20 protein-coding genes are annotated in these 20624 nt (G+C 73.2%); 12 read left to right on the top strand and 8 right to left on the bottom strand.

Annotation, left to right across the window (positions count from 1 at the left end; genetic code table 11):
• Nucleotides 1-36 precede the first annotated feature (36 nt).
• A complete protein-coding gene (gene sodN, locus ACFUJY_RS32680) occupies nt 37-432 on the bottom strand; it encodes a superoxide dismutase, Ni (protein ID WP_239223397.1) in 396 nt (131 codons plus the stop codon).
• A 171-nt stretch (nt 433-603) separates the two neighbouring features.
• Here sodN and sodX point away from each other — a divergent pair, with 171 nt between their 5' ends.
• Nucleotides 604-1062 carry a nickel-type superoxide dismutase maturation protease gene (gene sodX, locus ACFUJY_RS32685; protein WP_383306369.1) on the top strand — a complete coding sequence of 153 codons (459 nt, stop codon included), beginning with the start codon at nt 604-606 and terminating at the stop codon, nt 1060-1062.
• On the opposite strand, the gene ACFUJY_RS32690 is transcribed toward sodX, so the two are convergent.
• The gene (locus tag ACFUJY_RS32690) at nt 966-1595 is read right to left on the bottom strand and encodes a CGNR zinc finger domain-containing protein (protein ID WP_383306371.1); all 630 of its coding nucleotides are present in this window, start codon (nt 1593-1595) and stop codon (nt 966-968) included. The genes sodX and ACFUJY_RS32690 overlap by 97 nt on opposite strands.
• A 208-nt stretch (nt 1596-1803) precedes the next feature.
• On the opposite strand from ACFUJY_RS32690, the gene ACFUJY_RS32695 reads away from it, so the two are divergent.
• Both ACFUJY_RS32695 and ACFUJY_RS32700 read left to right on the top strand, forming a co-directional pair.
• On the top strand, nt 1804-2292 hold the full coding sequence (locus tag ACFUJY_RS32695; RefSeq protein WP_383306373.1) for a SigE family RNA polymerase sigma factor: 489 nt from the start codon (nt 1804-1806) through the stop codon (nt 2290-2292).
• Entirely contained in the window at nt 2289-3065 is a 777-nt protein-coding gene (locus ACFUJY_RS32700; protein ID WP_383306375.1) for a hypothetical protein, read from the top strand. The genes ACFUJY_RS32695 and ACFUJY_RS32700 overlap by 4 nt, the downstream gene beginning before the upstream one ends.
• A gap of 74 nt (nt 3066-3139) precedes the next feature.
• Here the strand turns inward: ACFUJY_RS32700 and ACFUJY_RS32705 are convergent, their stop codons facing one another.
• From ACFUJY_RS32705 to ACFUJY_RS32715, 3 genes are read right to left on the bottom strand one after another with little or no spacing between them, the layout of a single operon-like run.
• Complete coding sequence (locus ACFUJY_RS32705; protein ID WP_383306447.1) at nt 3140-3892, bottom strand: amino acid ABC transporter ATP-binding protein; 753 nt, start codon at nt 3890-3892, stop codon at nt 3140-3142.
• Between the two features lie 5 nt (nt 3893-3897).
• Nucleotides 3898-4854 (bottom strand): amino acid ABC transporter permease, encoded by a 957-nt coding sequence (locus ACFUJY_RS32710; protein WP_383306377.1) that lies wholly within the window; start codon nt 4852-4854, stop codon nt 3898-3900.
• A 28-nt stretch (nt 4855-4882) separates the two neighbouring features.
• Nucleotides 4883-5857, bottom strand: a complete 975-nt coding sequence (locus ACFUJY_RS32715; protein ID WP_383306379.1) for an ABC transporter substrate-binding protein — start codon at nt 5855-5857, stop codon at nt 4883-4885.
• A gap of 526 nt (nt 5858-6383) precedes the next feature.
• Here ACFUJY_RS32715 and ACFUJY_RS32720 point away from each other — a divergent pair.
• The 4 genes from ACFUJY_RS32720 to ACFUJY_RS32735 all read left to right on the top strand — a co-directional run bounded on the left by ACFUJY_RS32720 (nt 6384) and on the right by ACFUJY_RS32735 (nt 9630).
• Nucleotides 6384-7595 (top strand): NADP-dependent malic enzyme, encoded by a 1212-nt coding sequence (locus ACFUJY_RS32720; protein WP_383306381.1) that lies wholly within the window; start codon nt 6384-6386, stop codon nt 7593-7595.
• A 250-nt stretch (nt 7596-7845) separates the two neighbouring features.
• Nucleotides 7846-8817: a zinc-binding dehydrogenase gene (locus ACFUJY_RS32725; RefSeq protein WP_383306383.1), complete on the top strand. Its 972-nt coding sequence runs from the start codon at nt 7846-7848 to the stop codon at nt 8815-8817.
• A 31-nt stretch (nt 8818-8848) separates the two neighbouring features.
• Nucleotides 8849-9058 (top strand): helix-turn-helix domain-containing protein, encoded by a 210-nt coding sequence (locus tag ACFUJY_RS32730; RefSeq protein ID WP_018102716.1) that lies wholly within the window; start codon nt 8849-8851, stop codon nt 9056-9058.
• Entirely contained in the window at nt 9058-9630 is a 573-nt protein-coding gene (locus ACFUJY_RS32735) for a Clp protease N-terminal domain-containing protein (RefSeq protein ID WP_383306385.1), read from the top strand. The genes ACFUJY_RS32730 and ACFUJY_RS32735 overlap by 1 nt, the downstream gene beginning before the upstream one ends.
• Nucleotides 9631-9661: 31 nt before the next feature.
• On the opposite strand, the gene ACFUJY_RS32740 is transcribed toward ACFUJY_RS32735, so the two are convergent.
• Both ACFUJY_RS32740 and ACFUJY_RS32745 read right to left on the bottom strand, forming a co-directional pair.
• A complete protein-coding gene (locus ACFUJY_RS32740; RefSeq protein WP_383306387.1) occupies nt 9662-10630 on the bottom strand; it encodes a helix-turn-helix transcriptional regulator in 969 nt (322 codons plus the stop codon).
• A gap of 1 nt (nt 10631) precedes the next feature.
• Nucleotides 10632-11489 carry a DUF4097 domain-containing protein gene (locus ACFUJY_RS32745; RefSeq protein ID WP_383306389.1) on the bottom strand — a complete coding sequence of 286 codons (858 nt, stop codon included), beginning with the start codon at nt 11487-11489 and terminating at the stop codon, nt 10632-10634.
• A 160-nt stretch (nt 11490-11649) separates the two neighbouring features.
• Here ACFUJY_RS32745 and ACFUJY_RS32750 point away from each other — a divergent pair, with 160 nt between their 5' ends.
• The gene (locus tag ACFUJY_RS32750; protein WP_383306391.1) at nt 11650-12483 is read left to right on the top strand and encodes a hypothetical protein; all 834 of its coding nucleotides are present in this window, start codon (nt 11650-11652) and stop codon (nt 12481-12483) included.
• Between the two features lie 3 nt (nt 12484-12486).
• Here ACFUJY_RS32750 and ACFUJY_RS32755 read toward each other — a convergent pair whose 3' ends face one another.
• Nucleotides 12487-12669 carry a DUF6104 family protein gene (locus tag ACFUJY_RS32755; RefSeq protein WP_003961784.1) on the bottom strand — a complete coding sequence of 61 codons (183 nt, stop codon included), beginning with the start codon at nt 12667-12669 and terminating at the stop codon, nt 12487-12489.
• Between the two features lie 679 nt (nt 12670-13348).
• Here ACFUJY_RS32755 and ACFUJY_RS32760 point away from each other — a divergent pair.
• The 4 genes from ACFUJY_RS32760 (at nt 13349) to ACFUJY_RS32775 (ending at nt 20552) form a co-directional block, all read left to right on the top strand.
• A complete protein-coding gene (locus ACFUJY_RS32760) occupies nt 13349-13909 on the top strand; it encodes a CU044_2847 family protein (RefSeq protein ID WP_383306393.1) in 561 nt (186 codons plus the stop codon).
• A 56-nt stretch (nt 13910-13965) separates the two neighbouring features.
• Nucleotides 13966-15972 (top strand): trypsin-like peptidase domain-containing protein, encoded by a 2007-nt coding sequence (locus ACFUJY_RS32765; RefSeq protein ID WP_383306394.1) that lies wholly within the window; start codon nt 13966-13968, stop codon nt 15970-15972.
• A 130-nt stretch (nt 15973-16102) separates the two neighbouring features.
• The gene (locus ACFUJY_RS32770) at nt 16103-17128 is read left to right on the top strand and encodes a MoxR family ATPase (RefSeq protein WP_143622472.1); all 1026 of its coding nucleotides are present in this window, start codon (nt 16103-16105) and stop codon (nt 17126-17128) included.
• A gap of 7 nt (nt 17129-17135) precedes the next feature.
• On the top strand, nt 17136-20552 hold the full coding sequence (locus ACFUJY_RS32775; protein ID WP_383306396.1) for an SAV_2336 N-terminal domain-related protein: 3417 nt from the start codon (nt 17136-17138) through the stop codon (nt 20550-20552).
• Nucleotides 20553-20624 lie beyond the last annotated feature (72 nt).

Below are 20624 nucleotides of genomic sequence, written 5' to 3' on the forward strand. Positions count from 1 at the left end.
GCGAAGGAGCGGCAGGTCAGTCGGCCCAACCGGAGATCAGGCCTTCTTGGTCTCCCAGAAGATCTTGTCGATCTCCGCGATCAGGTCCAGCGCCTTCTGGCCGGTGGCCGGGTCGGTCGAGCCCTTGGCGGCCGAGAGGGCCTTGAGGGTGTCGTTGACCAGCTGGTGCAGCTGCGGGTACTTCTCGAAGTGCGGGGCCTTGAAGTAGTCGCTCCACAGAACCGAGACGTGGTGCTTCGCGAGCTCGGCGCGCTGCTCCTTGATGACCACGGCGCGGGCCCGGAAGTGCGGGTCCTCGTTGGCCTGGTACTTCTCCTGGACGGCCTTGACGGACTCCGCCTCGATGCGGGCCTGGGCCGGGTCGTACACGCCGCAGGGCAGGTCGCAGTGGGCGCTGACCTTCACCTTGGGGGCAAACAGGCGGGAGAGCATTGAGCTGTCCTTCCTCGTGATCGTCTTCTCAGGTGGGACATTACTCCGTGAGAAGCGTGTTTTTGCGAGTGCCCCCAGGGGCTTAGGCCAAAAGTCCGGGATGAGTGTGGGACCAGTGGCCGAATGTACGAAATCCTGTGAGGGACGGTGTACCGGACGGACCGGGAGGAGATGAGGGAGGTGCCGGAGGTGCCGGAGCTGGCCGACGAGCAGCCCGCGCGGGGGCTGGCGGGGCGGGTGCCGTTCCAGGTGGTGGAGGTGACGGGGCCCTCGATGGTGCCCACGCTGCATCACGGGGACTGGCTCCTCGTGCAGTACGGGGCGGAGGTGCGCCCCGGTGACGTGGTGATCCTGCGCCATCCGTTCCAGCAGGACCTGCTGGTGGTGAAGCGGGCCGTGGAGCGGCGGGCCGGGGGCTGGTGGGTGCTCGGGGACAACAGTTACGCGGGCGGGGACAGCACGGACTACGGGACGGTGCCCGAGGACCTGGTGCTGGCCCGGGTCCGGGCGCGGTACCGGCCGCTGACGAAGGATCAGCGCTCGGTGCGCGGGGTGGTGGCCTGGGCGGTCTCCGCGCTGCGGCCGGTCTCGGCGGCGCGCTCGGTCTCCAGGCGCTTGCGGGCCCGGTAGGCGGCCACGTTGGCACGGGTCGCGCAGCGGTCCGAGCAGTACCGCCGGGAGCGGTTGGTCGAGGTGTCGAGGTACGCGTTGCGGCACGGCGCGGCCTCGCACAGGCCGAGCCGGTCCACACCGTGCGAGGTGAGGTGGAAGGCCAGGCCCATGGAGGCGATCGCGGCGTAGCCCGCGGTGGCGTTGGACGGGTGGTCCGCCAGGTGCATGTGCCAGTCCGGCCTGCCGTCCGCGTCGCGTTCCTCGTGCCCGGAGATCTGCGGGCTGACCGGGAACTCCATCAGCAGCGAGTTCAGCCGGTCCACCGCGAGCCGCTCGTCCCCGGCGTCGGCCGCCTCGAACACCGCGCGCAGCCGGGCCCGTACGGAACGGAACCGGGTCACGTCCGCGTCGGTCGCCCGCCGGGCCGCCTGGCCGCTGGGGCCGAACAGGTCCCGGACCGCCTCGACCGAGGTGAGGGCGTCCTTGTTCCGGACCGGTTGCTCGGTGTTGACCAGGCGCACGGCGTAGTCCGCGTAATAGGCCAGTTCCACGAGGTGTCCTTACGGCGTCGGGCCAGGGGCGGTGCGAAGCGGGCGTAATGGGTCGCTCAGCCTACAGGCTATTACGGGGGGAGGGGCGGGGGCCCGGGAGGCCGGCGCCCCCGAAACTCTTCCCGTACACGCTGCAACCCGCCGTGGCGCCCACCGCACTGGAAGGGTGAGACGGTCCGCGCCTGCGGGCCGGGGGAAGGACAACCGGATGCGGAGCGATGACCACGCCGCGCTGCACGCCTTCGTCGAGGGCCGGCGCACCGCCCTGTTCCGCAGCGCGTTCCTGCTCTGCGGTGACCGGCACGAGGCCGAGGACCTGGTCCAGACGACCCTGGTCAAGGTGGTGCTCGGCGGTCGGCGGCACGGGCGGCTCGACAACATCGAGGCGTATGCGCGCAAGACCCTGGTCAACACCTTCATCGCGGGCCGCCGCCGCTTCTGGCGCCGCGAGCAGGCGTACGGGGAACTGCCCGAGCGGGCCGTCGAGGCACCCGACACCGACACCGGCTTGGCGGTACGGGCGGCGCTCGCCCGGCTCACGCCCAGGCAGCGGGCGGTTCTGGTGCTGCGCTACTGGGAGGACCTGAGCGTCGAGGCCACCGCCGCGACGCTCGGGATGCGGGAGAACACGGTCAAGAGCCACACGGCTCGGGGGTTGGCGGCGCTGCGCGCCGAGATGGCGGAGGTACGGGTATGAGCGACGACGTGCGTGAGCTGCTGGGGCGGGCCGCCGAGGACGCCGGGCAGCCGGTCATCAGCACGGAGGCCGTGTACGCGAAGGCGGGCCGGGTCCGGTGGCGGCGCCGGACCGCGGTGTCGGTGACGGCGGTGTGCGCGGTGGCGGCGGGGGCGTTCGTCGTGCCCCAGCTCACCTCGGGGCCGGCCTCCCCGCGGACCTCGTCCGTGGGGTCCCTGGCGCAGGAGCCCGGTGAGTCGCCGCGGGACGTGCGGCTGCACAGGTTGCTGCCGCACCTGACCGGCACGATCGAAGAGGTGTCGTTCGCCGACATCATCAAGCACGTCTCGCCCCCGCCGCCCGAGCCCTCCAGGACCGGGCCGCTCGACGGGCAGTACGAGATCCGCCAGGACGGCGGTGTCGGGTATCTGACCGTCGACGTCATGGACGCGAAGGCGGTGGCGCGGAAGATGGGCGGCGGCTCCCCGGCCGAAGACCTGTGCACACCCGAGAAGGGGGCGCCCGCCCGTACCGACTGCGTGCGCGAGGAGCTCTCCGGCGGCCGGGTGCTGACCATCTGGAGCGACGACATGGACTACGGCGACGGCACCCCTCAGTGGGGGCCGGAGCTGGTCGCCCGGCTCACCCTGGCGGACGGCTCGCTGCTGGGCGTACGCGACAGCACCGGCTTCGAGGCCGATGTCGTCCAGGGGCCGATGCTGAAGTCCCCGCCGCTCACCCGGGCGCAGCTGCGCGAGCTGATGCTGCGTCCGGAGCTGCTGCCGGCGAAGTGACCCCGGGAAGACGGAAGGCGGTACGGGCCCCGGGGTCCGTACCGCCTTCCGTATCGCCTGCGGCGCCCTGCCGCCTACAGCACCTTGGACAGGAACGACTTCGTCCGGTCGTGCTGCGGATTGCCCAGGACCTCGCGCGGGTGGCCCGACTCGACCACCACGCCGTCGTCCATGAAGACCAGCGCGTCGCCGACCTCGCGGGCGAAGCCCATCTCGTGCGTGACGACGATCATCGTCATGCCGTCCTCGGCGAGGCCCCGCATCACGTCGAGCACGTCACCGACCAGCTCCGGGTCGAGCGCCGACGTGGGCTCGTCGAAGAGCATCAGCTTCGGCTCCATGGCCAGCGCCCGGGCGATGGCCACCCGCTGCTGCTGCCCGCCGGAGAGCTGCGAGGGGTAGTTCCCGGCCTTGTCGCGGAGGCCCACCCGGTCGAGGAGCCGCTCGGCACGGGCCCGGGCGACCGCCTTGGCCTCGCGGCGCACCTGGACGGGCGCCTCCATGACGTTCTCCAGCGCCGTCATGTGCGGGAACAGGTTGAAGCGCTGGAAGACCATGCCGATGTCCCGGCGCTTCAGGGCGACTTCGCTGTCCTTGAGCTCGTAGAGCTTGTCGCCCTTCTGGCGGTAGCCCACCAGCTCGCCGTCGACGTACAGCCGGCCGGCACTGATCTGCTCCAGGTGGTTGATGCACCGCAGGAACGTCGACTTGCCGGAACCGGACGGGCCGATCAGGCAGAAGACCTCCCGCGGGGCGACCTCCAGGTCGATGCCCTTGAGGATGTGCGCGGCGCCGAAGGACTTGTGGACGCCCTCGGCCTTCACCATCGCGGTCATGCGATGCCTCCCTTCGGGCGGCCCACCGAGAGCACGGTGGCCCTCAGTTTCTGGAACGGGGTCGGCGGCAGGCTGCGGCTCGATCCACGCGCGTAGTACCGCTCCAGGTAGTACTGCCCGACGCTCAGCACCGAGGTCATGATCAGGTACCAGGCGGCGGCGAGGAAGTACATCTCCACCGGCGCCCCGGATGCCTGCCCGATGTCCTGGGCGTTCTTGAAGAGTTCGTAGAACTGCACGGCCGCCACCAGCGAGGTCGTCTTCAGCATGTTGATGACCTCGTTGCCCGTGGGCGGCACGATCACCCGCATGGCCTGCGGGATCACGACGCGCCGGAGGGTCTTGGTGTGGCTCATGCCCAGTGCGTGCGACGCCTCGGTCTGCCCCTCGTCCACCGAGAGCAGGCCGGCCCGGCAGATCTCCGCCATGTACGCGGCCTCGTTGAGACCGAGCCCGAGCAGCGCCGTGAGCAGCGGGGTCATGAAGCTGGACCAGTAGTCCTTGTAGATCGGCCCGAGGTTGATGTACTCGAAGACCAGACCCAGGTTGAACCACACGAACAGCTGCACCAGGACGGGGGTGCCCCGGAAGAACCAGATGTAGAACCACGCGATGGACGAGGTCACCGGGTTCTTCGACAGGCGCATGACGGCGAGCAGGACGCCGCCGGCCACGCCGATCAGCATCGACAGGGCGGTGAGCAGCAGGGTCTGCCCCACGCCGTCGATGATGCGGTCGTCGAAGAAGTAGTCCGGGATCGCGTCCCAGTTGATCCTGCCCTGGCTGAAGGCGTAGACGAGCGCGACGAGGGCGGCGATGGCGACCAGCGCCGAGACGTACCGGCCGTAGTGCCGGACCGGGATGGCCTGGATGGCCTCCGGTACCGGTGCCGCCGCCGTGGCGGAGGGTGCGGGCGGCTCGTCGGCCGGTCCCGTCTTCTTGATGTCAGTCACGGCTGATGCCTTTCAGCGCGGAATCCGGTCAGGACCCGCCGTTCACCTTGGCCTCGGTGACCGCACCGGCCTCGACGCCCCACTTGGCGATGATCTTGTCGTACTCGCCGCTCTTGATGATCTCGTCCATGGCCGCCTTGATGGCCTGGGTGAGCTTGTCGTTGCCCTTGGCGATCGCGATGCCGTACGGGGCCGCCTCGACCTGGTCGCCGACGATCTGGAAGTCCTTGCCGCCGCCCGAGGTCTTCACCGCGTACGCGGCGACCGGGAAGTCCGAGGAGCCGGCGTCGGCGCCGCCCGAGCGGATGCGGGTCTGGGCCTCCAGGTCGGTGTCGTACGTCTCGATGGCGATCTTCTTGCCGCCGGTGCACTTCTTGGACTGGTCCTTGGCCAGGTCGTGCGAGACGGTGTTGCGCTGGACGGCGATCTTCTTGCCGCAGAGGTCGGCCCAGGTCTTGATGCCCTGGTCGTCGCCCTTCTTGGTGTAGATCGAGACGCCGGCGGTGAAGTAGTCGACGAAGTCGACGCCCTCGCCGACCTTCTTCTTCGTCTCCGGGTCGATGCCCTCCTGGCGCTCCTTGCTGTCCGTCATCGCCGACATCGCGATGTCGTAGCGCTTGGCGCGCAGGCCGGTGACCAGGGTGTCGAAGGTGCCGTTCTCGAACTTGAACTCGACGCCCAGCACCTTGCCGAGCGCGGCGCCGAGGTCGGGGTCGATACCGACGGTCTTGCCGGAGTCGTCCTTGAACTCGACCGGCGGGTAGGCGATGTCGGAGCCGACGCGGATGACGCCCTTGGACTGGATCTCCGGGGGGAGCATCTCGGCGGGGGTGAGGTCCCCGGACGAGGCGGTGGCGCCGGTGCTCGCCTTGGTCGATCCGGCGTCGTTGTTCTTCGTCTGGTCGCCGCAGGCGGTCAGCAGCATGGTGCCGGCGACCGCGATGGCGCCGACCGCGGCGATGCGGGTCGTCGCGGCCGTACGACGGGTGAAGCGTGCGGTCATGTTCGAGTTCCTCCGGCAGGTGGGGACGGTTCGCCAGGCGGTAAGGGCACACGGCGTCGGGTGTCGCCGCCTTGTGCGATTACGGCATGTTGCCATGCGGATTAGCCCGAACAGGGGGCCCGGCATGTCAAAATCGGGTAACGGGCGATCCCCGAACCTCTTGAGGCCGGTACACCAGGGCCGGACCTTTTATGGGGTTTCCTTCTCGCGGCCGGAGGATCTGCGGCGCGTCTCGCGTGCCGGACTCAGGTCCGGCACGAGGCTGACCTGTTGAAATGGCAGCCCACTATGAGTCATGTCACGGAGCGCATATGGACTCGTCCGTGACCAGGTCCGTCCGGTAAGAAAGACCTTTACACCCCTCATCCGGGGCTCAGGGCGCGTGTGCGGCGCGCCCGCGCGTACGTACCTCTCCCTGCCGGGGCGGGCCAACCGCCAGGCGCAGGGCACGTACGCGGTGCCCGCCCACCCCTCCTCAACCAGGAGTGGCCACCCTCAAACGATGAAGACTTAAGGGGTCAACACCATGGCAGCGGAGATCGTCAATCCTCGCAGCGACAGCAGTACCGACAGCACCACCGACGAGCCGTTCGATCCGGCCTTCGCGCTCCACCGGGGCGGGAAGATGGCCGTGCGGGCCACCGTCCCGATCCGGGACCGGGACGACCTGTCCCTCGCGTACACGCCGGGCGTGGCGAAGGTGTGCAGCGCGATCGCGGAGCAGCCGGAGCTCGTCCACGACTACACCTGGAAGTCCCAGGTCGTCGCCGTCGTCACGGACGGCACGGCGGTGCTCGGCCTCGGCGACATCGGTCCCGAGGCGTCCCTCCCCGTGATGGAGGGCAAGGCCATCCTCTTCAAGCAGTTCGGCGGTGTGGACGCGGTGCCGATCGCGCTCGCGACCACCGACGCGGACGAGATCGTGGAGACCGTCGTCCGGCTCGCCCCCTCCTTCGGTGGGGTGAACCTGGAGGACATCTCGGCGCCGCGCTGCTTCGAGATCGAGCGCAAGCTCCAGGAACGGCTGGACATTCCGGTCTTCCACGACGACCAGCACGGCACGGCCGTCGTCACGCTGGCCGCCCTGCGCAACGCCGCGAAGCTGTCCGGGCGCAGCCTGGGCGACCTGCGCGCCGTCATCTCGGGCGCGGGCGCGGCGGGCGTGGCCATCGCCAAGTTCCTGCTGGAGGCGGGCCTCGGCGACGTGGCCGTCGCGGACCGCAAGGGCATCGTCAGCCGGGACCGCGAAGACCTGACCGACGTCAAGCGGGAGTTGGCGGAGCTCACCAACCGGGCGGGCATCTCGGGCCCCCTGGAGGTGGCGCTGGCCGGCGCGGACGTCTTCATCGGCGTCTCCGGCGGTACGGTGCCGGAGGCGGCGGTCGCCTCGATGGCGCCGGGCGCGTTCGTCTTCGCGATGGCCAACCCGAACCCGGAGGTCCACCCGGACATCGCCCACAAGTACGCGTCCGTCGTGGCGACGGGCCGGTCGGACTACCCGAACCAGATCAACAACGTGCTGGCGTTCCCGGGGATCTTCGCCGGTGCGCTCCAGGTGCGGGCGTCCCGGATCACGGAGGGCATGAAGATCGCGGCGGCCAACGCGCTGGCCGACGTGGTCGGCGACGAACTGGCGGCGGACTACGTGATCCCGTCGCCGTTCGACGAGCGGGTCGCCCCGGCGGTCACGGCCGCGGTGGCGGCGGCGGCCCGCGCGGAGGGTGTCGCCCGGCGCTGAGGCGTTGCGGGGGCGCTGCCCCCGTACCCCCGCTCCTCAATCGCCGGAGGGGCTTGATTTTCGCTCCTCGTCGCCGCAGATGTGCGGCGGCGAGGGGCAAAGATCAGCCTCGCCGGCGTTTGAGGCGCGGGGCCCGGGGCAGCGCCCCGGTTTCGGGAAGGGGCGGGTAGGGGACATGGCGCCCCGGTGCGCGGCGCGTCACACTCTCAGCCGGTTACGCGTCAGTACGCCGCCCCCTATCGTCGGCGGCATGTTCGCCGCCTACGCAGCCAGCCTGGACCCCGCCCACCCCCTCGACGGGCTCGCACTGGGCGACCGCCCAGCCCCGCGGGACCGCCCGGGGTGGACCACCGTCGACGTCCGGGCCGCTTCCCTCAACCACCACGACCTCTGGTCCCTGCGTGGCGTCGGCCTCGCGGAGGACAAGCTGCCGATGATCCTCGGGTGCGACGCCGCCGGGGTCGACCAGGACGGCAACGAGGTCGTCCTGCACTCCGTCATCGGCCAGACCGGACACGGGGTCGGGCCCGACGAGCCCCGGTCCATCCTCACCGAGCGCTACCAGGGCACCTTCGCGGAGCGGGTCACCGTTCCCACGTACAACGTGCTGCCCAAGCCCAGGGAGCTGAGCTTCGAGCAGGCCGCCTGCCTGCCGACCGCCTGGCTGACCGCGTACCGGATGCTGTTCACCAACGCCGGGGTGCGCCCCGGGGACTCCGTGCTCGTGCAGGGCGCCGGCGGCGGGGTCGCGACCGCCGCGATCGTGCTCGGCCGGGCCGCCGGACTGCGGGTCTACGCCACCAGCCGCGACGAGGCCAAGCGCAGGCGGGCCGTCGAACTGGGCGCCGTCGAGGCGTTCGAGGCGGGCGCGCGGCTGCCGCACCGGGTGGACGCCGTCATCGAGACGGTCGGCGCCGCCACCTGGTCCCACTCCGTCAAGTCGCTGCGCCCTGGCGGCACCCTGGTCATCTCCGGCGCCACCAGCGGCGACCGCCCCTCGCACGCCGAGCTGACCCGGATCTTCTTCCTGGAGCTGAAGGTCGTCGGCTCCACCATGGGCTCCAAGGAGGAACTGGAGGATCTGCTCGCCTTCTGCGCCACCACCGGCGTGCGCCCGGTGATCGACGAGGTGCTGCCCCTGGACCGTGCCCGGGAGGGCTTCGAACGCCTCGCGGCCGGTGACCAGTTCGGGAAGATCGTGCTCACTGTCAACAGCGGTTGACATGGTCGCCGTGTCAACGTAAGTTGACATCATGACCGAAGCGACGGATCTTGCCGAGCGGGCGGGCGACCGCGACCCCCGGGTGGGGCTGCGGTCGGTCGCCGCGCTGCGGCGGCTGCTGGAGCAGCTGGAAGCCGTACAAGTGAGAAGCGCCCGGGCCAAGGGCTGGTCGTGGCAGGAGATCGCGGCCGAACTCGGCGTCAGCAGGCAGGCCGTGCACAAGAAGTACGGGAGGCATTGATGTTCGAGCGATTCACCAAGGACGCCCGCGCCACGGTGACCGGCGCCGTGGCACACGCCGAGCGGGCCGGGGCCGGCCGGGTCACCGGGGAGCACCTGCTGGTCGCCCTGCTGGACCAGGACGGCGGCCGGGCCTCCTTCGCGGTGACCGCGCTGGGCCTCACCGACCGCAGGGAGTCCCTGGACGCCGCGCTCGCCGAGGCCCGCAGGCGCGGCGGCATGAGCAGGGCCGACGCCGACGCCCTCGCGGACATCGGCATCGACCTCACCGCGGTCGTCTCGCGCATCGAGGAGGCGCACGGCGAGGGGGCGCTGCGGGGCGACGGCGGGCGCCGGCGCCGGGCGGGCCGCCCGGCCTTCTCGCGGGAGGCGAAGAAGGTCCTGGAGAAGTCGCTGCGGGTGGCGCTCGGGCGCGGCGACCGGTTCATCGGCGGGGAGCACCTCCTGCTGGCCCTGACCGTCATGCCCGGACCGGTCGCCGACGTACTCGCCGAGCACGGGGCGACGTACGGCACGGTGGAGCGCGCGCTGTACGGGAACGGCGGCGCGGGCCAGGACCGCAAGGCGGGCTGACCCACGGGGGCCGGGCGACCGGCCCCCGTGGCTACTTCTCCCCGTCCCCCCGCAGCACCGCGCCCACCTGCGCCGCCGCCGTCGCCAAGTGGCGGCGGGCCTCCGCGAGCTGGGCCCCCGTCACCCCGTGGTCCCTGGCCGCGTCCCGGATCTCGTCGCGGAAGCGGTCGAGCAGCCGGTCCAGATCGCGGGCCGGGTCACCCGTGCCGCCCGCGTCCCGGCCCCACTCGGGGTCGGTGCCGGCGGAGCCGGGCTCGGCGGAGGGCCCCCAGCCCCCGGTACGGGCGAAGCCGCCGAGCTGGCCGGTGATCTCGGCCAGGCCCTCGCGGACCCCGGCCGGCCAGTCGCCCCGGGCGAAGTGCTCCTGGACCTGGCGGGCGGCGTTCTGCATCTGCTCGCGCGCCCGGTCCTGGGCCTCCTTCGCCTGGCGGCGGGCCTGCTGGGCGTCCTGGCGGGCGCGCCGGGACTCGTCCTTCGCGCGGCGGGCCTGCTCCTTCCACTCCTGCTTGGCCTTGCGCAGCTCGTCCTTGGCGGTGCGCCACGTCTCGGGGTCACCGAAGTCGCCGAACCCGCCGAACGGCTCCTTGCCGCCCGGAGCGGCGCCCGGCGTGTGGCGCGACTCGTCGGCCGCCGCCCGCATCTCGCTGCGCAGCTTGCCCGCCGCCCCGCGCACGTCGTCGCGCATCTCGGCGGCCAGCTCGGAGACCGACTCGCGGATCTCCAGCTCCAGATCGGCGAGCTCCCCGGTGCGGTCGGCCAGTTCGGCGCGGCCGGCGTCGGTGATCGAGTACACCTTGCGGCCGCCCTCGGTGGCGTGGGTGACCAGCCCCTCGGCCTCCAGCTTGGCCAGCCGGGGGTAGACCGTGCCGGCCGAGGGGGCGTACAGGCCCTGGAAGCGCTCCTCCAGCAGGCGGATCACCTCGTAGCCGTGCCGGGGGGCCTCGTCCAGCAGCTTGAGGAGGTACAGCCGCAGACGGCCGTGGGCGAATACGGGGGGCATGTCAGAGCACCTTTCCGGTCGGCTCGGCGTCGTACGGTTCCTCCTCGGCCGGCGGGCGGCGCAGGAGCGCGATCGACCCCGACACGGTCGTCGCCTTCAGGGTGCCGGTGCCGGAGCCCAGCGTGCCGGTGATCTTCTTCGCGCCCCACTGGCCGCTGACCCGGAGGTCCTCGAAGCCGTTGGAGACCGAACCGCTCGCGGTGTTCGCCTCCACCCGCGCGTCGGCCGGGTGCGGCAGCCGGATGGCGATCTCGCCGGAGACCGTGGTCAGCCGGATGTCCGTGGGCTTCCCGGTCGGGTCCAGGTCGAGCACCATGCCACCGCTGACGGATTCGGCCTTCACGGAGGCGCCCGCGCCCTCGACCACCGTCAGCTCGCCGGACACCGACTTGAAGCGCAGGTCCCCGGTCACCGACTGGGCCTCGATGCTGCCCGACACGGTCTCCGCGCCGACCGGCCCGGAGAGCTTGACGAGCGTGGTGTCGCCGGTGACGCCGCGTACCTCCGTGCGGCCCCGGACACCGGAGACGAAGGCCCCGGCGCCGACCACGCCTACCTCCACCGAGGCGCCGGCCGGGACGGCGAGCGAGACGACGGCGGTGCGGCGCCACTCCTTGCGGTCGAACCACTTCAGCAGGTTCTGCCAGGCCAGGTCCTCGTACGCCACGGTCAGGACGCCGTCCTCCTGCGTCACGACCAGCGGCGGGCCGTCGATGGCGGAGACCTCCAGGCGCGCGGTCGGCTCGTCGGTGCCGACCACGTTGACCGTGCCGTTGACGACGCGCACCTTCAGCGTGGTCACGGGTTCCTCGAAGGCCAGTTTCCGAGGCTCGGCGACGGCCCACGTCGAGACAGGCATGGATCTGACCTCCCGATAGCACTGGCGACGCAACATATCGCGTCTCTTGAAGAACACGATATATCGCGGCTTCCGGAAGTCAAGAAGAGGGACCCCGGGGCAGGCGGGCAGGGTGCACAAAACACCGCCAACAGGCACAAGGTGTCCTACGGTGTGAGGCATGGACGCGACCTCACCCGTGGGTGCCCTGCTGCTGTGCCGGACCGTGCCGGACGCCGTGCGCCCGGTCGCGCGGCTGCTGCGCGAACCGCTGCTGCTCGCACCGGCCGGACCGGGCTGGAGCGTGCTCGTGCCGGAGGGGGAGCCCTGGCAGGGCGGTCGCCGGGCCGGGGCGGGGGAGGACGAGCGGGCCGAACCCGTCGACCGGGTGCTGGGCGGCTGGGCCACCGCGCTCGCCGTCGGCTCCACCTGGCCGGTGCTCGCGCTGTGGTGGGACGGCGACCGGGCCGGGTACACCCTCGCCTCGGGGTTCCGCCGCCCGGTGGGCTACGTCTGGCTGGCGGACGGCACCCCGGCCGGTGAGGACGAGGCGATGCGCACGTTCGCCGAACGGCTGGGGCTCGACCCCGTACTGGACGTGCAGTCGCTCGAAGCGCTCACCCGCACCGACCCGGACGCCGACGCCCGGGCCCGGCTGCGCGGGCTGCTCGCCGTGCTCACCCGCACCGGCCTCGCGCTCCCGGCGGGGCTGGACGCGGGGGAGCCGGGCGGCGAGGCGTGGGAAGGGGCCGAGCGCATCGAGTGGCCCGGGTGGCGCGACGCCGTCAGGGTCGACCTGGGCGCGGTGGAGAGCAGCCGGCTCGGACCGTGGGTGCGGGGCCCGCGGGCGCGGGCGCTGGCGGGCGTCCAGCTGGCGGCCGGACTGCCGCTCGCCCTGTGGGGAGCGGCCCGGCGCAGCGGCGGCTGGGCCTTCGCCGGGGCGCTCCTGATGGCGCACGGGGCGCTGGGACTCGCGTACGACCGCGTCCGCGAGGGCCGCCCCGGCGGGGAGTGACCCCTACTCGTCCTCGTCCTCGTCGTCCAGACGGGCCAGCCAGGTCGCGAGGCGCTCGACCGGCACCTCGAAGTCGGGATTCAGATCGACGAACGTACGAAGCTGCTCGGCGAGCCACTCGAAGGTGACCTCTTCCTCGCCTCGCCGCTTCTCCAGCTCCTCGATACCGCGGTCGGTGAAGTACATGGCCCAAGTCTAGTGGTGAGGCGGGGCACGGCTCCCGCGCGTGCTGTGGTCGTGGCCGCGTGCGGTCCGCCGACGCACGCATCCACCGGTGCGGGGTCGGGTATCCCGGTGCTGTGCCGTTCCGGCGGCGCGAACGCGGACCTTCTTCCATGACGATCCCGGACGTCCTGCTCTACGACGATCCCCGGCGTCCGCAGCCGGATGTCGTGCCGTCCACCGCACAATCGCTTCCCGTACCGCTGCTTCCCGGCGCGCATACAGTGCGTCGCACCGAAAGGAGGGGACGAGGCATACGAGAACGGCTGCGGCCCCCTGCTGCGAACAGGAGGCCGCGTGCCTTGCCCAGCAGCTCCACCCGATCGAAGGAGAGAACCATGGGTTGCACCTGCGAGCCTACGCACGATCCGGAAGGCGCGTCGATCCCGGCGCGTCGCCGCCGTCAGCCGCGGTCCCTCGCCCGCACCGCCGGCCACGGGCTGGCCCGGGGACTGGCGTCCGCCGTCGGCGGTGCCCTCGTCGCCGGTCTCATCCGGTGGTGGAACCAGGGATGATCCGCAGGGTCCGCCGCCCGCACGGGCGGCGGACCCTGCCCGCAGTGCCACTCGCGGCATGGCCGAAGTGCCTCGCCTCGGACCGGTACGCCCGTTAATCTGCGGGTAGTTGGCGAACGGGGGGTGTCATGGGTGACAGTGGGTCCCGTATTACGCGCATTGAGCTTCCGGACGGCACGCCGGTCTGGGCGAGGATCTCCGGGGCCGAGGAGCTGACCGGGCCGGCGCCCGGCGGCGGTCCGACCTACACGGACACCGGCTTCGGGGACTTCGCGGACCAGGTGCAGGCCCGGGTCGAGAGCCTGCACTCCGTGGTGACCGGGGTCGCGCGCTCGCTCGCCGTGCCGTTGCGCGCGGTGCGGCCGGACGAGGTGAGCGTGGAGTTCGGCATCGAGCTGACCGCCAAGTCCGGCAAGATCGTCGGACTGCTCGCGGACGGCGAGGCCAAGGGCGCCATCACCGTCACGCTCACCTGGAACGGCGGCGGACCGCCCGTCGACCCGCCCCCGCCCGCCCCCGTACCGGCGCAGACGGCACCACCGGAGCCCGCGCCCTTCGCGCCCCCCGCACCACCGCCCGCCACGCCGCCGGGCGCCGGCGCACCTCCCGGTTTCCCGCCCGCCGGGGCACCCCCCGGCGCACCGGCACACCCCGGCGGTGCGGACGACACCGACGGCGGCGGGGCATGACCTTCGGGGAACAGGGGGGCGCAGAGGGAGCCCTCGGCCCCGCCCAGGCTGCCCTCATGGACCTCGTCCAGGACGCCACCGTACGCATCCATCGCCCGCCGTCCGGGTATGCCCAGGACGGGCCCGAAGGGGACTTCCTGGGGAGCGGATTCTTCGTCGCACCCAGCTGGGTCCTCACGTGCGCGCACGTGGCGATGCGGGGGGAGGGGGGCATGGTGGGCGTGTGGTTCAAGGAGGACCGCTACAGCACGGACCTGACCGAGGTGCCGGGCCGGGTCGTCGCCGCCCTGCCCGGCACCCGGCCCCCGGGCCCGGGCGGCTGGCCGGCCCCCGACCTCGCGCTCATCCAGCTCCAGCGCCCCGTCGAGCACCCCTGCGTGTACGTCACCGAGCGGTCCGAGGCGATGCTCCGCAGCCGCGAGGTCCGCTGCGTCGGCTGGGCGCCCGTCCAGGGCGGCGGGCTCCAGAACCGCAGCGGCGTCTGCGTCGTCAAGGGCTCGTACGGGGGATCGGGTGACGCCGAGCAGGTCGTCAGGATCGACGGCGACTGGGTGGAGCTCGGCATGTCCGGCGGCCCGCTGGTCGACCTGGCCCGGGGCGAGGTCGTCGGCGTGATCAAGTCGCAGATCAACGGCCACCAGGGCGGCACCGCCGTCGGCGTCGAGCGGCTGCGCACCCTGGAGGTGCCGGCCAGGCCCGTCGAGACCGAGACCGACGACATATACCAGTCCGTCTTCCACGCCCACGACCGCTACCACGCCGACCGGCACACCAGCTCCGCCGGGACCGAGCGGACCTGGACCGACGCGCAGAGCGACCTGCCCGACCCGCCCGGCGGCATCCTCGGCCCCAAGCTGCGCGCCGAACTCCTCGGCCGGCTCGCCGAGCTGCCGCCCCCGGCGAGCACCCGGTCGCTGCTGACGCTGCTCGACCGGCTGCCCGGGGTGTACGCCCGCGACCACCGCCCGGCCCCGCGCGGCTGGCGCGACGGACTCGGCGCGCTGTACGACGCCCGCGCCCGCGACCGCGAGGCCCGGTTCGAACTGATCGTCCGCTACTGCATGGGCGTCCTCGCGGCCGACCGCCCCTGCGGCCAGCTCTCCGTGCGCAACGCCAAGGCGCTCTGGGGCTGGGTCAAGCGCATCGCCGACACCGAACTGCCCCGCGACCTGCGCCGCCGGCTCGACGTGGAGTGGGCCGAGATCCGGCTGCGGCTGGAACAGAACCGCCAGCAGGCCGCCCGCGCCCCGGCGGACGACCCCGTCCTCTACGGCGAACGCGACTGCGTCGTGCTCCACGTGGACCTCCAGGGCTGGGCCCGCGACCAGTACGACTGGCGGGTCGCCGTGGACCGCCGGGGCGGGGAGGCGGAGCCCGTGGACGAGGACGGCCGCGGCGCCCCGCTCGGCACCGTCCCGGACCGGCTCGCCGCCGCGCTGACCGAGGCGTTCCGGCGGTGCGACGAACCGGGCAGCCCCGCCATGCTCCAGGTCGTCGTCGCGCCCGCGCTGTTCGGCCTCCCGGTGGACGACTGGGTGCTGCCGCCGTCCGGGCTGCGGCTCGGAGCCGTACGCCCGGTGGTGCTGCGCAGCCCGTACCAGGGCCCGGCCGACGAACGGCCGGTCCGGTGGGACGCGGGGCTGGCGGCGGCCATCCGGGCCGAGGTGGTCGACTGCGAGGACGAATTGCGGGTACGTGTACCGGAGGCGGCGCGGCTGCGCACCCTGGCCCACGAGACCGTGCCCGTCCTGTGCCGCTACGGAAGCCGGCCGGACTCCGACGTCACGGCCGGGGTGGTGCGGCTGCTCGACAGCGGCTTCGGCGTGGCGCTGCTCCAGCGGCGCGCGGCGGAGGGCGACACGGTCTGCAAGGAGTTCCACCGGCGGGTGGCCGAGGCGGTGTCGGACACCCGTACCCACGACCGGCTGCCGTGGAAGATCCACGAACTGAGACGCGGGGTGAGCGCCGGGCGGACGGAGATGTACTGGTCCGCCGGTGCCGCCCTCTACTACGACGATCCGCACCGTCCGCTGCCGGGCTCCGACTTCCTGGAGGCGCCGTGAGCCACCGCGCAACGCATCAGTCGTGTAAGCGAACCGGTCTTTCCCTTACGGGTGTTGCACCGGATCGATACCGTAGGGCACGTCCGACGCAGGCCGCCCCTGGCGGACGGGTGACAACGAGGGACACGCTATGAGTGAACCGAGCGAGTGGCTCATCTACCGGGGCATCGGCGAACCGCACGACGAGGTGCCCCAGCTGCCGCCCCCGCCGCCCTGGCGCGACTTCACCGGGGGCCGCGGGCCCGGCGGTGCGGACGGCGGCGAGTCCGCCGACCGCAGGCTCGGCATCCCCGGCCGCGTCGCCGAGGAGCACCGGCCCGGCGCCGAGGAACTGGAGATGATCAACGCGGCGCTGTACCTGCGGCGCCCCCTCCTCGTCACCGGGGACCCGGGCGCGGGCAAGAGCACGCTGGCCCACTCCGTGGCGCGGGAGCTCGAACTCGGCAAGGTGCTGCGCTGGCCCGTGGTCAGCCGCACCACGCTCCAGGACGGCCTCTACCACTACGACGCCATCGCCAGGCTCCAGGACGTCCAGATCGCCTCGCACGCGGCGGCCGGCGGCGCGCCCGGGGCCGACGCGGCACAGAGCGTGGGCAGTTACATCCGGCTCGGGCCCCTCGGCACCGCGCTGCTGCCCTCGGACCGGCCGCGCGTCCTGCTCATCGACGAGCTGGACAAGAGCGACATCGACCTGCCGAACGACCTGCTGAACGTCCTGGAGGAGGGCGAGTTCGCCATCCCCGAGCTGGAGCGGATCGCCGACCGGCTGCCCGACGGCGAGGCGGACGTGCTGGACCACGACGGCAACAAGGTCCGCATCAAGGGCGGCCGGGTGCAGTGCCGGGCCTTCCCCTTCGTCGTGCTCACGAGCAACGGCGAGCGGGACTTCCCGGCCCCGCTGATGCGCCGCTGCATCCACCTGGAGCTCGGCCGCCCCGACCACAAGCGCCTCGCCTCCTTCGTCAAGGCCCACCTGGGCGAGGAGGCCGCCCGCGCCAGCGACGACCTGATCGCCCACTTCCTGGAACGGTCCCGCACCGAACTCCTCGCCACCGACCAGCTGCTGAACGCGATATACCTCACGCACGCCGCCTCACCGGCGGGCCGCGACCGGCTCGCCGACCTGCTCATCCAGCGACTCGACCGGCCGAGGTGAGGATCTGATGTCCGGTGCGGCGGACGAGAACGGTGGCGGCGGCCCAGGCGCCCCGGAGCTCCACGACGACGGGTTGCTGCCCGAGCTGGTCGCGCGGCTGCGCGGCGCGGGCCTCGACCCGGACGTCGAGCAGCTCTGCGACGCCCTCTGGCTGGCCCGGTGGACCCGCGGCGCGACCGCGCCCGGGGAGGACACCGGCCCGGACGCCGCGCGCCGCCCCGGCCACCGCGCCCCCGAGGAGCGCCCCGGCCCCCGCCGCACCGCCACCCCGGACACCCGCGCCCCGGACCCGGACCGGGCCGGCCGGCACGAGGAGACACGCGCACCGGGGGACGGCGAGCGGATCTCCCTGCACCCCGTCCCCGGCCGTACGCGGCCCGGCGACCCGGACGCGGCACCCGACCCGGAGGACACCCGGCCCGGCGCGGACTCCCGCACCGCCGTGCTGCCCCTCGGCGTACCGGCCGCGCCCGTGCTGCCCGCCCCCCTCGAACTGACCCGCGCGCTGCGCCCGTTGCAGCGCTACCGCCCGGTCTCCGCGCCGCTGCGCCGCGTCCTGGACGAGACGGCGACCGCCGAACGCAGCGCCCGCGCCGGCGGCGTGGTCATGCCCGTCTTCCGGGGGGTCCGGCGCGGCGACGCCGTCGTGCAGTGCGTGATGGACGCCTCCTCGTCGATGCTGGTCTGGGACCGGCTGTTCGAGGAACTCCAGCAGATCTTCGCCCAGATCGGCGCGTTCCGCGACGTGCAGATGCGCTACCTGCACCCCGGCCCGGACGGCGGTTGCACGGTCAGCCGCAGCCCCGACCCGGCCGCCGCCCCGCTGCATTCGGCGGACCGGCTCAGCGACCCCACCGGACGCCGGGTGACCGTCGTGGTCAGCGACTGCGCGGGCCCCCTCTGGCGCACCGGACACGCCCACCGGCTGCTGCACCAGCTCGCCCGGCTCGGCCCGGTCGCCGTGCTCCAGCCGCTGCCGCAGCGCATGTGGAACCGGACCAGGCTGCCGGTCACCTTCGGCTCGCTGACCCGCGGCGAGGGCCCCGCCGGGGCCACCCTCCTCAAGGTCAGCGGCGACGCCGGGACGGGTCCCGCCCACCCCGGCGCCCTCGCCGTGCCGGTGCTGCCGCCGGTCGCGGACGCGCTGGCCGCCTGGGCCCGGCTGCTCTCCGGCACCGGGGCGGCCTCCGTCCCGGGCGCGGTCGGCTGGGTCCGGGCCGACCAGCCGGCGGCCCCCGCCCGCCGCCCGGGCGACCGGCCGTCCTCGCTGCACCTGGTCAGCCGGTTCCGCTCGGCCGCCTCCCCGGCCGCCGGACAGCTCGCCGTGTACCTCGCGGCGGCCCCCCTCTACCTGCCCGTCATGCAGCTCGTCCAGCGCACGATGCTGCCCCAGTCCGGCCCCTCCGAACTCGCCGAGGTCCTGCTCAGCGGACTCCTCAGGCGCACCGAGGGCGGCACCGGACGCGGCCAGTGGTACACCTTCGAGCCCGACGTCCAGGAAGCACTGCTCGGGCCCCTCGGCCGCGACGAGGCCCTCCTCGTGCTCAAGCACTGTTCGCAGTACATAGAGCAGCGGTTCGGCAAGGGCGGCCCCAACTTCCCGGCCCTGGCCTACGCCCAGCTGGGCGACGGCACCACCCTCGACACCGCGCACCGCACCCCGTGGCCCGCCCCGGGCGCGGCGGACAGCCCGCCGGACGCGGAAGACGCCGACGACAGTGAGGAGAACGAGGGGAACGGGGGGAACGAGAGACCCGGGGGTCCGCGCGTCCCCCATGCCTTTGCCGAAGTCGCAGCACGCGTACTGGAGCGATTCATGCCCGTACCCCCACGCTTCGTCACCCCGGAGCCCAAGACCTCCGGCATCCCCCAGGCCGCCGGCCTCGCCGTGCGCCGCGCACGGGAACTCGTGCGCCACTTCGAGGCCGACAAGATGGTGCAGCGCCTCATCGACGCCGTACAGCTGCTCAGGGGCGCCGCCGAGCACAGCCCGGCCCCCGCCGACGACACCGAACTCTGGGCGGAGTACGCGCGCTGCGTGCTGCGCCTGTGGGAGGTCCAGGGCGGCGCCGACCTGCTCGACGAGGCCGAACGCGCCGCCGAACGGGCCGCCGCCCACCCCGGCGCCGTACGCGAACGCGCGGTGCTCGCCAAGGTGCTGCACGCGGCCGCCGACGACCGGCGCAGGCGCGGCGACCGGCGCGGCGCGCTGGAACTGCTCCGGCGCGCCGACCGCGAGTACACCGCCGCCTGCGCCAGCCCCGGCCTGGAGCCCGGCGAAGCCCTCCGCCTCACCCTGGAACGCGTCCGGGCGCTGGAGGCGCAGTGGCGGCTCGACGGCGACACCGCCCTGCTCCAGAGCGCCTGCGGGATGCTGGAGGCGTTCGCCGACGCCTGGCCCGACCAGGAGAACCGCCCCGCCGTCCTGCCCCTCCAGCACGGCCGCACCCTGCTGAAGCTGGCCCGCGCCACCCAGGACGGCGAACAGTCCCGCGAGTACGCCCGCCAGTCGGCCAGGTCCCTGCGCACCGCGTTCGCCCTGACCACCGGGCAGACCATGGGCACCGAGACCCGCATCGTCCTGGACCTGGTGGACGCGCTGCTCGCCTCGGGCGCCGAGCCGGAGGAGGCCGCCACCCTCACCGCCCAGTCGCTGGAGACCGTACGCGACCAGCGGCAGCGCGCCCAGCTCCAGACCCGGGCCGGCCGGGTCCGGGTCGCCCGCTACGAACACACCGGCGACCCCGCCGAACTCGTCGCCGCCACCGAGTGGTTCGCCCGGGCGGCCCGGGGCATCCCGCGCGACTCCCGCGCCTACACCGACCTGCTCGCCGAGTGGGGCGCCACCCTGCTGCGCCGCGCCGAACTCCCGGACGGCCGCGCGCACATCGGCGCGGCGGTCCGGGTCCTGCGCGACTGCCGCTCCGAGATGCCGGCCGGCGGGGCCCAGCAGTCCGAGCGGCTGCTGATGCTGGGCCGCGCCCTGATGCTGCGCCACCGGGCCACGGCGGACCGGGTCGACCTGCGGGAGGCCGAGTACCTCTTCAAGCTGGCGGCCGAGGAGGCCGTCGCCCCGCTCACCGCCGCCCGCTGCTGGCTGGAGCTGGGCCGGGCCCTCCTCCAGGCCGCCGGCGTCCTCGACCGCCCGGCCCGCCGCGACGAGGCGGCGGAGGCGTTCCGGTCGGCGGCCGACGCGGCCGGCGAGGCACAAACGGAGCTGGAGAGTCCACAACATCTCCAGGAAGCAGTGGAGTTGGCTGCTACAGCCAACCACTGGCGGGGTATGACGTACGAGAGGGCGGGCCGGCCCCGGGCCGCGCGCGACGCGTACCGGGCGGCCCGCCAGGAGTGGCGCAAACTGCCGGACACCGGTGGCGCGGCGGGTGAGGCGACCGCCGCGCGGCTGGCGGAGCTGGAGCGGTGAGAGCGGTGCGCTCGACGGCGAGCGAGGCCGGGCCCCGGCGCCCACGTGAGGCGGCAGGCGACAGACCGGATC

It is taken from the genome of Streptomyces sp. NPDC057249 (assembly GCF_042669245.1).
Classification (GTDB): Bacteria; Actinomycetota; Actinomycetes; order Streptomycetales; family Streptomycetaceae; genus Streptomyces.